Here is a 15,929-nt window from a genome sequence, read left to right as displayed (position 1 = left end):
TACTTTTAAACAAATGATAATTTAACTAAAATTTAAAGGTCATTTTTCATTAAAAAGATAATATAAATTTCGCTATTTTTAACACATGAAAAAAACTTTACTTATTTTATGTATTTTTTTATCAATAAGTTGCTTTGCTCAATTTAGCAAAACACATTACATACCGCCATTGACCTGTGCTACAAATTTAGCAGGGGATCATTATTTATATATTTCTACACCAAGCAGCACAAATGTAAATTTTAAAATTATTGCAAATGGAGCAACTATTGTTACGGATGTTGTAAAAAATAACACACCTTATATTTATTTTATAGGACAAGGTCAAGACACACAATTGTTTACTCCAAAGAGTAGTATTGGCATTGTAACAAATAAAGGATTTATAGTTGAAGCTGAAGATTTAATTTATGTAAGTGTTCGTGTTAATGCAGGCCTCAGTCAAACAGGTACTTATGTTCATGCGGGAGGACTGGTGTCAAAAGGGAACAGTGCATTAGGTAAAAATTTCAGGTTAGGTGCAATGTTAAATCCACTTTTCGATACTAGTGTATTGAACTTTGCATCGATTTTAGCTACAGAAAATGGTACAAAAGTCACGATCTCGAATATTGAAATCGGAACTAGACTTTCTAATGGCACCTCTGTTACTGGACCAATAGAAGTTATTTTAAACAAAAATGAAAGTTATGTTATAGCACTTGAAAACTACAACAATTCTGTTTCCAATAGTTCTAAAATGATTGGTGCTTTAGTGGAATCAGACAAACCAGTAGTGGTTAATTCAGGTTCCTTTGGAGGGAGCAATAGCACATTGCTTAATCTTCAAGGCTTTCCTGCAGGAAGAGACGTTGGATTTGACCAAATTGTCCCTTTTGAAAAAACAGGAAAAGAATATATTTTTGTAAAAGGGCTTGGTGCGGGACTGAATATGGAGTTAGAACGTGTTTTGTTGATTGCAAATAAACCACTTACCACTATATATTTGAATGACAATACCACACCTTTTATAACGTTAAATAATCCCGGTGATTATGTGGCTATTGATGGAAACCAATTTGTTAATGGGAATCTTTATGTAAAATCATCAGAAAATATATTTGCGTATCAAAGTATTGCGGGAAGTAATTCTCCCGCCAATCAAAATTTATTTTTTGTTCCACCTTTAAATTGTAGTACACCCAGCATTGTGGATAATATTCCATCCATTGAATCGATTGGCAATGTATTATATAATGGCGGATTGAATATTGTTACTGAAACAGGTGCTACAGTAACCATAAATAACAACCCGATCAATAGCGTTGCTGTTCCAGTAACAGGAAATACGAATTATGTGAGATATACCCTTTTTAATTTGGCAGGAAATATTACAGTTAAATCTACGAGGCAAGTGTATGTTTCTTACTTTGGTACAAATGGCGCTGCAACTTATGGGGGCTATTATTCCGGATTTGACACTAAACCAGAAATTGTTACAGATAAAATTGCTGTAGCGAACTCCGCGTGTATACCCAATGTTATTTTGAAAATTAGTACTTTATCTTCGTATGATACTTTTCAGTGGTATTTCAATGATAATCTAATTAACGACGCAAATTCAAATTCATATAAACCCACACAACCGGGATATTACCAAGTAAAAGGAAGTATTACAAATTGCCCTAATACCGACCCTATATTTTCAGATAAAATTCCGGTTAGCGCTTGCCCATTAGATTCAGACAATGACGGTACCAATAACAACATTGACGTCGACTTGGACAATGATGGAATCATAAATAATTCTGAAGCCAATATTTCGCTGCTAAGCCAGTCGAATACCACCTTAAGCCCAGATTATAATGCTACCATTACGGGAAGCGGAACGATTATCGGAAAACCATTATATGGATTTGTATCTGCAGTTCCAGCTGGAATAATAAATTCTGTATCATATACCTTAAATCTAATAAAAACAGAAAGTATTAGCATTAATTATATATCGCAGGATAATCCAAACCAAACTACTAATATTTCTGAATATTTAAATGCTGAAGGTGATTTTGTATTAAAAGTTCCTGCCGATAAAACAATTACTTTGACAGATCCGCAAAATCAGTTACTAGTGGATACTAACTATGACGGAATTTTTGAAAGCGGTGTAACTGAATATTCATCTTTCGAAATCCGTTTCAGATTAAAAAGCACCACTCCATTAGCTCCTGGCTTAGGAAGCTTTCAATTTTCATCTTATCTCACTAATTCAGTTACTCTGTCTCATACTAATCTTTCTGACGTAACAGTAAACAAAGCTATTTTCATGATTAATCGTACACAAACTTTTGATTCGGATTTAGACACAATTCCAGATATATTGGATATTGACAGTGATAATGACGGAATTCCTGATACCATTGAAGCACAAGGCAAAGGCTTTAAAGTTTTTTCTGGAATTGATGCCAATAAAAATGGTCTGGATAACGCTTTTGAACCTGGATTAATCCGAATTAACACTGACGATGATGTTTTTAATCCTTTTCCAGTTGTGTATGATATATTAGACTTAGACAGTGACAATGACGGAATTTTTGATTTAACTGAATCTGGCGGTATGGTTATCGATGCTAATAACGATGGAATTATTGATGGCTCAACTGCTGCTTTTGGTACGAATGGTTTATTTGACGGACTTGAAACGAGTCTAGATAGCGGCAAACTAAAGTATACCATTTCTGACACCGATTTGGATGGCACTTTAAATTACATCGATTTGGATAGTGATAATGATCTCTGTTTTGATGTTATTGAAGCCGGTTTTAGTGACCCCGATGCTAATGGATTATTAGGCAATAACCCCATAATGGTAAATACTAAAGGGAGAGTTACAAGCGGTGTAGGCTACATGATCCCAAATAACAATTACGTAATTGCTGCGCCAATAGTAATCTCCGCTCAACCTCAGGCAAGTCCAACCTGTGAGTTAGAAAATACCACAATCACAGTCCTTGATAATGGTGGAAATACGTATCAGTGGCAATTGTCAACTGACGGAACAACTTGGAATAATATTCTGAATAATGCAAAATATCAGAATGCAACAACAAAAACTTTAACATTGATAAAAGTTACCAATGCAATGAATGGTTATAAATACAGAGTGAAACTGGATAAAATTGGAAATTCATGTGGCTTGATTTCTTCCGAAACTACTTTGACAATTTATACTTTACCGGTAGTCAATGCTGTCACAATTGTACAATGTGATGATGACACAGATGGTTTCTCTGATTTTAATTTAACCGTGAAAAATGATGCGATTTCTTCTAATGCACCGTCGGAAACATTCACTTATTACACCTCCCTTGCCGGAGCTGAAAATACAGATTCCACTAAATTAATTACCAATTCATTAGCTTTTAGAAATAAAGTTTCAGGAAGCATGCCAGTTTGGGCAAGAGTAGAAAATAATAATGGCTGCATCAGTGTCGCTCAAATAACATTGGTGGTATCTACTACCCAAATTCCAGCTTCATTCACTCGGTCGTTTTCTATATGCGACGACTTGGGATCAGTTAATGACGATACGGATGGCATCGCAACCTTTGATTTTAGTAGTGTAACTACTGATATTTCAGCTACTCTTCCACCTTCAAGTTCTTCTTATTCGATTAAATTTTATAAAAATGAAGCTGATGCTTTATCCGAAAATTATGAGATAACAAGTACTTCAAACTACAGAAATGAAGGCTATCCAAATCAACAAAAAATATGGGTTCGAGTAGAAAGCACTGCTAATAATGCCTGTTATGGTTTGAGTCCAAGAGTTACGTTAATCGTCAATCCAAAACCAAATATTGATACAAATGAAGATTTGAAAGAAAATAAATTAGTTTGCTCTAACCTTCCTACTTTTTTTGTAAAAATCGATGCTGGCATTCAAGACGGTTCACCAACCACCGATTATACCTACATATGGTCAAGGGATAATAACATTCTGCCGAATCAGACAAGTTATACTTTGGATGTAAATCAAGAGGGGAATTATGCTGTAGAAGTCAGAACTCTTGCCGGCTGCAGCAGAATAAGAAACATAAAAGTAACCGCTTCAGATGTTGCGAAAATTACAAATATTGCTATCACAGATTTGTCCGAAACCAATACGGTGACAGTTACGGTAAGTGGACAAGGAGAGTATGAATACAGTATTGATTCACCGTTTGGACCTTTTCAAGATTCTAATTTCTTTGATAATATAGCTGCTGGAATACATGAAGTATACATCAATGATAAAAATGGTTGTGGAACAGTGAGCCAAAAAATAGCCTTAATTGGCGTACCTAAATTTTTCACTCCAAATGGAGACGGCCAAAATGATTATTGGAATGTAAAAGGAGTAAATGCTAATTTTAATGCAAATTCTACTATCTATATTTATGACCGGTACGGCAAGTTGCTAAAACAAATTACGGCCAGCAGTCAAGGTTGGGACGGTACGTTTACCGGACAGCCTTTACCCTCTGATGATTATTGGTACGCCATAAAATTAGATGACGGAAGAGAAGCTAAAGGCCATTTTAGTTTAAAGAGATAACAGAATAAAAAAAAATATCTCATAAATTAACCTTCTGAGCATGTTTTTTCCAATAAATTCTGATATTCACCAACATTAATAAATTATCTCTAACGCTTATTTGAGTCAAGAACAGCAAAGTGCGAAATTAGAAACCATAAAAAAAGCCATTCGAATCAACGAATGGCTTTTAAGCTTTATAAAAAATAAAATTAGATTTTAAATCTTTTTCTATCGGTTTCTGTCAGATATATTTTTCTCAAACGAATAGATTTTGGAGTTACCTCAACATATTCATCTTTTTGAATGTACTCTAATGCTTCCTCAAGAGAGAAAATAACCGGAGGAATAATTCTAGCTTTATCATCATTTCCAGAAGAACGAACATTTGATTGTTTTTTCTCTTTCGTCACGTTCACGCACATATCATCGCTACGGGAGTTTTCTCCAATTACTTGACCTTCATAAATTTCATCATTAGGATTAACGAAGAATCTACCACGATCTTGCAACTTATCGATAGAATAAGGAATCGCTTTTCCTTTTTCCATAGAAATCAATGAACCTTTGTTACGTCCAGAAATTTCTCCTTTGTAAGGCTCATATCCTATAAAACGGTGTGCCATAATTGCCTCACCAGCAGTAGCAGTAAGCAATAGGTTACGCAATCCGATAATTCCACGTGATGGAATATTGAATTTTATAATCATACGCTCACCTTTAGTTTCCATACTCAACATTTCTCCTTTACGGAAAGAAACAAACTCCACCGCTCTTCCTGAAAGATTTTCTGGTAAGTCAATTGTTAATTCCTCAATTGGCTCACATTTTTTACCATCAATTTCTTTAATAATAACTTGTGGTTGACCAATTTGCAATTCATATCCTTCTCTTCTCATTGTTTCAATAAGAACTGACAAGTGAAGTACTCCACGACCAAAAACCATAAACTTATCTGCTGAATCAGTTTCACCCAATTTCATCGCTAAGTTTTTTTCCAATTCCTTATTCAACCTGTCTCTAATATGACGAGAAGTTACAAATTTACCTTCTTTTCCAAAGAAAGGAGAGTCATTGATGGTAAACAACATACTCATTGTTGGCTCATCAATAGTAATTGTTTGTAAGGCTTCCGGATTTTCAAAATCAGCGATTGTATCACCAATTTCAAAACCTTCAACTCCGATAATTGCGCATATATCTCCAGCAATTACTTCTTGAACTTTTTTACGACCAAGTCCTTCAAAAGTGTGTAATTCTTTAATACGTGATTTCATTATAACACCATCTCTTTTGCACAAAGATATTGGCATTCCTTCTCTTAACACACCTCTTTCTAAACGACCAATGGCGATACGACCAGTAAATGCTGAAAAGTCTAATGAAGTGATCAACATTTGAGGAGTTCCTTCAGATACTTTAGGAGCTGGTACATTAGCAATAACCATGTCTAATAACGCTTCCACATTATCAGTTACGTTTTCCCAATGATCAGACATCCAATTATTTTTAGCCGAACCGTAAACCGTTGGAAAATCCAACTGCCATTCTTCTGCTCCTAACTCAAACATTAAGTCAAAAACTTTTTCATGAACTTCTTCAGGCGTACAGTTTTCTTTATCAACTTTATTAATAACAACGCATGGTTTTAAACCAAGGTCTAACGCTTTTTGTAATACAAAACGTGTTTGTGGCATAGGTCCTTCAAAAGCATCTACTAGTAGACAAACGCCATCAGCCATGTTCAAAACACGCTCTACCTCACCACCAAAATCGGCGTGACCAGGAGTATCGATAATGTTGATTTTTGTTCCTTTGTATACTACAGAAACATTTTTAGAAGTAATAGTAATACCTCTTTCACGCTCTAAGTCGTTGTTATCAAGGATTAAGTCACCTGTGTTTTCGTTGTCACGAAATAACTGACAGTGATACATAATTTTATCAACCAAAGTTGTTTTACCGTGATCGACGTGGGCAATAATTGCAATGTTTCTAATAGATTCCATCTGTGATTTTTAATGGGTGCAAAGGTACACTTTATTTTGATATAAAAAATATTTATACAATAGTTTACATATTGTTAACCTATTAGACACAAAAACAGAACTTAAAAAAACCTTGAAAAATAAGTTCCCATTGATGTTTAATAATTCGGCAATAATTATTTATATTTGAGTAATGAAAAGCAAAACCAATCAAGTAATCATCATCTACATTCTTATTTCAATCTTTGTAGCTGTTGTTAGTCATAAATTACTACTACAATATATTTCCAATGAAAAACTTCCGCTTTACACCTTTACTACAGACCTATTATTTATACTCTTCACCGGAATAATTTTCAAACTTGTCCTCTCGAAAAACGACAATCGAAACATAGCCACATTTGAAAAAATTAAAAAGTCGAATACCGAAATTAAGGAGTCAAATGAAAAATACGATATCGTAGCAAAAGCAACCAGTGATACGATTTGGGACTGGAAAATACAGGACGACAACTTTTCTTGGAACAAAGGAATCGAAAATGTTTTTGGCTACAAACCAGAAGAAGTTGGCAATAATTCAACATGGTGGTTTGATAAAATTCACCCCGAAGACAGCATCAAAATGTCTATCAAACTGTATTCCTTTATTGAACAAAAAACCGAAAAATGGCAGGATCAATACCGCTTCAGATGTTCTGACAATTCTTATAAATATGTTTTAGACAGAGGTTTTTTATTGAAAGATGAAAACGGAAAAGCAATCAGAATGATTGGGGCGATACAAGACATCACCAAACAAAAAGAGGAAGAACAAAGACTTAAATTATTAGAGACCGTTATTACTCAATCTAAAGATTCCATAATCATTACCGAGGCCGATTCTTTTGATGCAAAAATCCCCAACATTATTTATGTTAACCCCGCTTTTTCAATCATGTCAGGATACGAATCTGATGAGATCATTGGAAAATCTCCCGATCTTTTCAACAGCCCAAACTCTAATGTTAATGCGCTTGAAAAGCTTTTAAAAGCAATTAAAAATAAAGAAGAATGCTTAATAGAAACAATCAGCTACACTAAAAATAAAGATGAATACTGGGTGCGCCTTTCTATGATCCCTATTTACAATTCTGACAACGAGCTTTCCCACTGGATTTCCATTCAAAGAGATATCACTGAAGAAAAAAAGCAAGAAAAGGAAAAAGAACAGCTTATAAGAGAACTGACACAGAACAATAAAGACTTAAAGCAGTTCTCCTACATTACTTCGCACAACCTAAGAGCTCCATTATCAAATTTAACGGGACTACTAAACTTAATTGAAGATATTCCTATTGAAAACCAAGAATTGAAGGAAATTTTAAGCGGTTTTAATAAATCTACTCATTTATTAAACGACACCATCAACGATCTTGTTAAAGTAATCATTATAAAAGATAATCCTTCCATCAAAAAAGAAGCGGTGTTGATAAAAGAAATATTTGAAAATGTTTTTAGTCAACTTAATTTCCAAATTGAATTGTACAGACCAATCATTAAACTCGATTTTGAAAAAGTTTCAATAATAAATATCAATAAAGCTTACTTAGAAAGCATAGTATTAAACCTTTTAACGAATTCCATCAAATACAAATCGGAAAATAGAAAACTAAAAATAACTATTACCACTGACCAAATTGATGATACTGTTGTTTTAACTTTTAAAGACAATGGGATAGGAATCGACTTAGTTCGAAATAAAGATAAAGTTTTTGGGCTTTACCAACGTTTTCACAATTACCCAGACAGCAAAGGACTGGGATTGTATTTAGTAAAATCACAGGTCGAAACTATGGATGGAACTATCGATATAGAAAGTGAAGTTAACCAAGGGACTACTTTTACATTAACATTTAAAAACAAACAATAATGTTAGATCAAATTTTATGCGTTGATGATGATCCCATAACACTTATGCTTTGCAAAAAAGTAATTACTAAATCTTCATTTTCCAATGAAATTATCACATCACAAAATGGCGAAGAAGCGCTTAGTTACTTCAATACGATAAAAAACACCAACAATAAAAACAAGCCAATCCCACATCCACAATTAATTTTTTTGGATTTAAACATGCCTGTAATGGGGGGTTGGGAATTTCTGGATCATTTTAATAGCCAAGAATTTTCAGAATTCAGCACTATAAAAGTGGTTGTTCTTTCTTCTACAATTGATCCTGAGGACTTGGAAAAATCGAAACAATATCCAATGGTAATTGACTTTTTATCAAAACCCATCAGTCAGTCCATGCTCGAATATTTAAAGAATAAATTAAAATAAAAAAAATATAACACATAAAAAAAGCCCTCGTAAATGAGAGCTTTTTCTATATATTAAACATTGTATTGATTACAATTTAGCAACAAGTTTCGTTAATTTAGATTTTAAATTAGAAGCTTTATTATCATGAATGATATTGTTCTTCGCTAATTTATCAATCATAGAAATTACACTTGATAATTTAGATGTAGCATCAATTTTATCAGTTGCTATTCTTAGTGCTTTTATGGCATTACGAGTAGTTTTGTGTTGGTATCTGTTTAATACTCTTCTCTTTTCGTTACTTCTGATTCTCTTTAGAGCTGATTTATGATTTGCCATTTTATTGCTTTTTTATCTTTTACTATTTTTTTGTAGTCCGTAAGGGAATCGAACCCCTGTTACCAAGACGAAATCTTGGCGTCCTAACCCCTAGACGAACGGACCATTATCCCCTAAGTTTTTATCAATCAAAATATTGAAATTTGTAGCCCGTAGCGGAATCGAACCGCTCTTACATGGATGAAAACCATGCGTCCTAACCGATAGACGAACGGGCCAAACTTCCTTCTAAGTTCAGGAATACTTTAACATGCAATAAAAATAGTAGCCCGTAGCGGAATCGAACCGCTCTTACATGGATGAAAACCATGCGTCCTGACCGATAGACGAACGGGCCCTGCTTCTCTAATGCGGATGCAAAAATACAACTATTTTTGAAACGTACAATAGTAGATGCAAAAAAAATTATTTTTTTTTAATACGCCTTCGCAAACAACACTCTTCCAATTGAACTTTCCCCTGTAAAGACACAGCTTCCCGTCTCTTCTACTCTATCCAAAGGAATGCATCTGATAGTAGCTTTAGTCAGGTCTTTAATCTTCTCTTCAGTAGCTGCAGTTCCATCCCAATGTGCTGATACAAAACCCCCTTTAGTGTCTAAAACTTCTTTAAACTCTTCAAAACTATTTACTTCAGTGATGTGCGTATTTCTATAATTTAATGCCTTTTCGAACAATTCTTTTTGAATTTGCTCTAACAAATCACTGATGTAATTCGTAATTCCATCTTTAGAAACCACTTCTTTTGTCAACGTATCTCTTCTTGCCACCTCGAAAGTTCCATTTTCTAAATCTTTTGGACCTACCGCAATTCTTACAGGAACACCTTTTAATTCCCATTCTGCAAATTTAAAACCTGGTTTTTGTGTTGTTCTATCGTCGTATTTCACAGAAATATTTAATTTCTTAAATGCTTTTACCAAAACCTCTACTTCGACCGTAATGGCTTCTAGTTGTTCGTCTGTTTTATATATAGGAACAATTACTACTTGAATCGGCGCCAAATTAGGGGGCAATACCAATCCCTGATCATCTGAATGCGTCATTACCAGAGCGCCCATCAAACGAGTTGAAACACCCCAAGATGTTCCCCATACATATTCTTGCTTCCCTTCGACATTGGCAAATTTCACATCAAACGCTTTCGCAAAATTCTGACCTAAGAAATGTGAAGTTCCCGCTTGCAATGCTTTACCATCTTGCATCAAAGCTTCGATACAATAGGTTTCCTCCGCTCCCGCAAACCGTTCGGTTTCTGTTTTTATTCCTTTGATAACTGGAATTGCCATGAAATTCTGAGCAAAATCAGCATATACATTCATCATTTTTTCTGATTCTTCAACAGCCTCCATTTTAGTTGCATGAGCGGTATGTCCTTCTTGCCACAAAAACTCTGCTGTTCGCAAGAACAATCGTGTTCTCATTTCCCAGCGTACCACATTTGCCCATTGATTAATCAACAAAGGCAAATCTCTATACGATTGCACCCAACCTTTGTACGTTGACCAGATAATGGCCTCACTTGTAGGACGAACGATTAATTCCTCTTCTAATTTAGCATTTGGATCCACCATTAATTTCCCCGGTCTGTCAGGATCATTTTTTAATCTATAATGAGTAACGATTGCACATTCTTTTGCAAACCCTTCCGCATTTTTTTCTTCAGCTTCAAACATGCTTTTTGGAACAAATAAAGGAAAATAAGCATTTTGATGCCCGGTTTCTTTAAACATTCGATCCAACTCCGCTTGCATTTTTTCCCATATCGCATAACCGTAAGGTTTTATAACCATACAACCTCTGACTCCTGAATTTTCGGCTAAATCGGCTTTGACAACCAACTCGTTATACCATTTTGAATAATCTTCTGCTCTTGTAGTTAAGTTCTTACCCATATTGAATAGTTTGGCACAAATTTTGCATTATTGATTTAAAATAAATAGTTCAGCAAAACTAACTATTTTTGTAGTGTACAACAATAAAAACTCCACATATATGAAAACTAGTACTCTTTCTTTCCAAAATACTTCAATTTACTATATTGTTGGATTTTTGAGCCTCTTATTGGCATCTTGTGGCTCTTACCAAAACAGTTCTTACTATGATTCTGACGGAATTTATGGTAATACCGGAAATAGAGCCATTGTGACTGAGACGCAAAATGCACCAAACAATCATTATAAGGATTACTTTGGGTCATTACAAAACACCAATCAACCTGTTGAAATCTTTACAGATGTTGATAATTATAATGATTACAGTTTAGAGAATGATACGTTACAAAACAATAATCCCAATTATCCCGGTTGGGGCAGTAATCCTCAAACTGTAAATGTCAATATTTACGATACCGGATGGGCAATGAATAATTGGTACGGAAATAATTGGGGATGGAATGGCGGATACGGTTGGGGTATGAACAATTGGTATGGAAACAATTGGGGTTTTAACGGTGGTTTTGGCTGGGGTATGAACGTTGGTTTTGGTTGGAATAACTGGGGATGGAATAATTTCTACGGAAACAATTGGGGTTGGAATAATTTGTATGGAAACAACTGGGGATATTCAAATTATAACAACAACAGCGCTTACTCTCACAATCCAGGTCGTAGAGGATCTTCGTACGCAAATTCAGTAAACAGTAATCGAAATTCTGGGAACTACAACAGAACACAAAGCACTACAATCAATAGAAGAGCTGTAAACTCAGAGTATAGAGGAAATAACGCTACTGATTTTGGAAGAGGTTCTTCCGGTCGATTGAATAGAACAAGTCCGACTTTTTCCAGAAACCAAGTACAATCACAAAATAATTCTAATTACAATCCAGGCAGAAGAGGCACTACTACTAATGCTCGGAACGAAAGTAATGCTCCTTCCAGATCATACACGCCTGCTGCAAGAAATGATAACAATTCGAGATCGTATACTCCAAGCTCGAATAGTAGTTCCAGATCAAGTAATTCTGGCGGTGGCGGAAGATCTTCTGGTGGTCGAGGCGGTAGAGGATAATTTAATTTCTCTACTTTTATAGTGTAAAATTAAAAAATTTGAAATACATGAAAAAATATATATTCTTACTAGCATTGGGCTTGACTGCAAATATTGCACAATCACAAGAAATCTCGGATGCGATGCGTTATTCGCAGGACAATTTGAACGGAACTGCTCGGTTTAGAGCTATGAGTGGTGCTTTTGGAGCACTTGGAGGCGATTTATCTTCCATAAATGTTAATCCTGCAGGTTCCGCAATTTTTTCAAATAACCAAATGGGGATTACGCTGAGTAATAACGACACTAAAAACAACTCGAATTACTTTGGTAATACAACATCCGAAAAAACAAATTCTTTTGATTTGAATCAAGCTGGAGCTGTTTTTGTGTTTAACAACAGAGGTAATAACGGCAATTGGAAAAAAGTTTCATTAGGTGTCAACTATGAAAATACCAATAATTTTGACAATGGATTATATTCTGCAGGAACCAATCCAAACAATTCGATAGCTAATTATTTTTTGAGTTATGCCAATAACGGGAATAATGGAACGCCAGTTCCGCAACAGTTTGTAAATAGAGAATCGGGAGAATCCATATCTGATTTATACTCCTTTTTAGGAAGAAATTTGCCCAACAGCCAATTTCCTAGGTTAAGCGGTTTTGATGCCCAACAGGCATTTTTGGGTTACCAAGCCTTTGTCATAAATGCAGTTGATGAAAATAATGAAAATTCGCCTTATTCATCAAATGTTCCGACCGGAGGAAATTATTATCAAGAAAATTCGGTTTATAGCACTGGCTATAACGGAAAATTATCTTTCAACGCAGCCACTTCTTTTAAAGATAAATTATACATAGGATTAAACTTAAATTCCCATTTTACAGATTATCAAAGATCATCCGGTTTTTACGAAGACAACAACAATCCGTTGGATTCCAATTACAAAGTAAAACGAATACAATTTAACAATGATTTAAAAACTTACGGAACAGGTTTCTCGTTTCAAGTAGGAGTCATAGCAAAATTGACGAATGAGGTGCGTCTGGGATTGGCGTATGAATCTTCAACTTGGTACACCCTGAATGATGAGTTATCACAAAGTCTTGTTGCTGTCAGCAGCAATTCGGGTGAAGAATTACCATCCGATGTTGTAGACCCTCAAATCATTAATGTTTACGAAGCTTACAAATTACAAACACCCAGCAAGGTAACCGGAAGTTTCGCTTATATTTTTGGAAAAACAGGATTAATTAGTATCGATTATGCAATGAAAGATTACAGCAACACTAAATTCAAACCGAAAAATGATGCGTATTTTAATGGATTAAATAGCGATCTGGATTCGATGCTGGACACTACAGGCGAATTAAGAATAGGTGCCGAATATAAAATTGAGGCTTTGAGTTTAAGAGCAGGATATCGTTACGAGCAAAGTCCTTATAAAAATGCCGTAACTATAGGTGATTTGACTGGTTATTCAGCAGGTTTAGGATACAGTTTTGGTTCAACCAAAGTAGATTTAGCCTATTCGTATGCAAAAAGAAATTTTCAGCAAGGATTTTTCAACCAAGGATTTACTGACGGAGCAAACATAGACGCCATTAATAACAATGTGTCGTTGTCGCTTTTGTTTGAATTGTAATCACATCAAAAAATAAAATTTAGAATCCGTTTCGTGATTATGAAACGGATTTTTTTTAGCCCTGATGGAAGTGAAAATCCTCCCGATTTTTTTCAAGAGATTACTTCACCTAGTAGTCATTTTTATAGGAGTTCAGTGAACTTTGTTTGTAGCGTACAGCAGGAATAGCTTCATAAAAATCTGAAAAGGAACTGAAATAAGTTCAATTTGAATAAAAAATTGTAATTTTGCAAAATTCCCAAATTATCGGGATTCTAATGTTATGAGAACTAAGTCTTTAAAAAAGAATAAAATAAACGTAATCACTCTTGGGTGTTCGAAAAATGTGTATGACAGTGAAGTGCTTATGGGTCAGCTACGCGCTAACGGCAAAGATGTTACACATGAAGCACCAGAAGCCGAAGAGGGAAATATTATTGTAATAAATACTTGTGGATTTATTGATAATGCGAAAGCTGAATCGGTGAATATGATTTTGGAATATGCGGACAAGAAAGAGCGAGGACTGGTTGATAAAGTGTTTGTTACCGGATGTTTGTCAGAACGTTACCGTCCAGATTTAGAAAAAGAAATACCAAATGTTGACCAGTTTTTTGGAACTACTGAATTACCACAATTACTGAAAGCTTTAGGAGCCGATTATAAGCATGAATTATTGGGAGAACGATTGACTACAACTCCAAAAAATTATGCGTATTTAAAAATTTCTGAAGGTTGTGACAGACCGTGCAGCTTTTGTGCGATTCCGTTAATGCGAGGAAAAAACGTTTCGCAAACTATTGAAAAATTAGTAAAAGAAGCTGAAGGTTTAGCCAAAAATGGCGTAAAAGAATTAATCTTGATTGCTCAAGATTTGACCTATTACGGTTTAGATCTTTATAAAAAGAGAGCACTTGGAGAATTACTGGAAGAATTAGTAAAAGTAGAAGGAATCGAGTGGATTCGTTTGCATTACGCTTTCCCTACCGGTTTCCCTATGGAAGTATTAGAAATCATGAAACGTGAACCAAAGATTTGCAATTATATTGATATTCCGTTGCAACATATTGCTGATTCAGTATTAAAATCTATGCGACGTGGAACAACTCAGGAGAAAACAACAAAACTATTAAAAGATTTCAGGGCAGCTGTTCCTGGAATGGCTATACGTACCACTTTGATTGTAGGATATCCAGGAGAAACGCAAGAAGATTTCAACATATTAAAAGATTTTGTCCAACAAATGAAATTTGACAGAATGGGTTGTTTTGCTTATTCTCACGAAGAAAATACCCATGCTTATTTACTGGAAGATGACGTTCCGGATACTGTAAAACAAGAACGTGCTAATGAAATTATGGAATTACAATCTCAAATTTCTTGGGATTTAAACCAAGAAAAAGTAGGACAAACATTCAGATGTATTATTGATCGAAAAGAAGGTGCCCATTTTGTTGGTCGAACTGAATTTGACAGTCCTGATGTAGATAATGAAGTTCTTATTGATGCCTCTAAACACTACGTAAAAACAGGTGAATTTGTGATGATAAAAATTACCGAGGCAACAGAATTTGATTTATACGGAGAACCAGCATAACTGCAGATAATTTTTAAATTCATTCAAAAACGCTAATATGAAAGCTATTCAATCCATTGTTCTTATTGCATTTGTACTGTTCTTTTCCAATGCTGTTTCGGCACAATACGGAAATGGAGGATATGGAAACGGTTACGGGAATGGCTACGGAAGTAATCGCAGAATGAATAGCGGAATGGACCAAACTAGAGCTCAGGAAAAACCTAAAGAAATTCCTGCTGAAGTAACGGTTGGAAAAATCATGGAGCGAATAAAACCAGAGCTTATTCTTGATGCACTTCAGGAAATTGCAATATCTAATATTCTGGTGGAGAGCATAAAAACACAAGGCATGCTTATAAAAGCAGAAGTTAGTCAAGTGGACAAAATAAAAAACATTCAAGCTCTTTCAGAAACTACTGATAGGAAAATAATGGAATTATTGAACAAAGACCAAAAGGAAAAATATATTGCTATGAATGAAGAAGCAAAAAATCCTAAAAAATCGAAATCTAAAAAGAAAGCAAAACAATAATTTTTTTGTCAAACACAAAA

General features: G+C 34.7%; 10 protein-coding genes and 3 tRNA genes. 7 read left to right on the top strand and 6 right to left on the bottom strand.

Annotated features, from left to right (window positions below; genetic code table 11):
• The first annotated feature begins 85 nt into the window (after positions 1-85).
• Entirely contained in the window at positions 86-4,573 is a 4,488-nt protein-coding gene (locus ACP7AV_RS14305) for a T9SS type B sorting domain-containing protein (RefSeq protein WP_426092524.1), read from the top strand.
• Positions 4,574-4,764: 191 nt separating this feature from the next.
• Here the strand turns inward: ACP7AV_RS14305 and typA are convergent, their stop codons facing one another.
• A complete protein-coding gene (gene typA, locus ACP7AV_RS14300; protein WP_426064638.1) occupies positions 4,765-6,561 on the bottom strand; it encodes a translational GTPase TypA in 1,797 nt (598 codons plus the stop codon).
• Between the two features lie 172 nt (positions 6,562-6,733).
• Here typA and ACP7AV_RS14295 point away from each other — a divergent pair, with 172 nt between their 5' ends.
• On the top strand, positions 6,734-8,449 hold the full coding sequence (locus ACP7AV_RS14295; protein WP_426092522.1) for a PAS domain-containing sensor histidine kinase: 1,716 nt from the start codon (positions 6,734-6,736) through the stop codon (positions 8,447-8,449).
• Positions 8,449-8,859: a response regulator gene (locus tag ACP7AV_RS14290; RefSeq protein WP_426092521.1), complete on the top strand. Its 411-nt coding sequence runs from the start codon at positions 8,449-8,451 to the stop codon at positions 8,857-8,859. Before ACP7AV_RS14295 ends, ACP7AV_RS14290 begins: the two co-directional genes overlap by 1 nt.
• A gap of 69 nt (positions 8,860-8,928) precedes the next feature.
• Here the strand turns inward: ACP7AV_RS14290 and rpsT are convergent, their stop codons facing one another.
• The 5 genes from rpsT to proS form a co-directional block, all read right to left on the bottom strand.
• The gene (gene rpsT / locus ACP7AV_RS14285) at positions 8,929-9,180 is read right to left on the bottom strand and encodes a 30S ribosomal protein S20 (RefSeq protein ID WP_426092520.1); all 252 of its coding nucleotides are present in this window, start codon (positions 9,178-9,180) and stop codon (positions 8,929-8,931) included.
• A gap of 33 nt (positions 9,181-9,213) precedes the next feature.
• A tRNA-Glu gene (locus ACP7AV_RS14280) sits at positions 9,214-9,285 on the bottom strand.
• 41 nt (positions 9,286-9,326) lie between these two features.
• A tRNA-Glu gene (locus ACP7AV_RS14275) sits at positions 9,327-9,398 on the bottom strand.
• 47 nt (positions 9,399-9,445) lie between these two features.
• Positions 9,446-9,517, bottom strand: a tRNA-Glu gene (locus ACP7AV_RS14270).
• Between the two features lie 78 nt (positions 9,518-9,595).
• Entirely contained in the window at positions 9,596-11,074 is a 1,479-nt protein-coding gene (gene proS / locus ACP7AV_RS14265; protein ID WP_426092519.1) for a proline--tRNA ligase, read from the bottom strand.
• A 100-nt stretch (positions 11,075-11,174) separates the two neighbouring features.
• Here proS and ACP7AV_RS14260 point away from each other — a divergent pair, with 100 nt between their 5' ends.
• From ACP7AV_RS14260 to ACP7AV_RS14245, 4 genes are all read left to right on the top strand, one after another.
• Positions 11,175-12,191, top strand: coding sequence for a hypothetical protein (locus tag ACP7AV_RS14260; RefSeq protein WP_426092518.1), 1,017 nt, complete (start codon positions 11,175-11,177; stop codon positions 12,189-12,191).
• 47 nt (positions 12,192-12,238) lie between these two features.
• Positions 12,239-13,819 (top strand): OmpP1/FadL family transporter, encoded by a 1,581-nt coding sequence (locus ACP7AV_RS14255; protein ID WP_426092517.1) that lies wholly within the window; start codon positions 12,239-12,241, stop codon positions 13,817-13,819.
• Positions 13,820-14,081: 262 nt separating this feature from the next.
• The gene (gene rimO / locus ACP7AV_RS14250; RefSeq protein ID WP_426092516.1) at positions 14,082-15,395 is read left to right on the top strand and encodes a 30S ribosomal protein S12 methylthiotransferase RimO; all 1,314 of its coding nucleotides are present in this window, start codon (positions 14,082-14,084) and stop codon (positions 15,393-15,395) included.
• A 37-nt stretch (positions 15,396-15,432) separates the two neighbouring features.
• Positions 15,433-15,909: a hypothetical protein gene (locus ACP7AV_RS14245; RefSeq protein ID WP_426092515.1), complete on the top strand. Its 477-nt coding sequence runs from the start codon at positions 15,433-15,435 to the stop codon at positions 15,907-15,909.
• Positions 15,910-15,929 lie beyond the last annotated feature (20 nt).

Origin of the sequence: Flavobacterium sp. DSR3-2, from assembly GCF_049896525.1 — a bacterium.
In the GTDB taxonomy this organism is placed as follows: Bacteria; Bacteroidota; Bacteroidia; order Flavobacteriales; family Flavobacteriaceae; genus Flavobacterium.
Note: the sequence above shows the minus strand (reverse complement) of the source record. Positions and strands in the feature narration are given on the sequence as shown.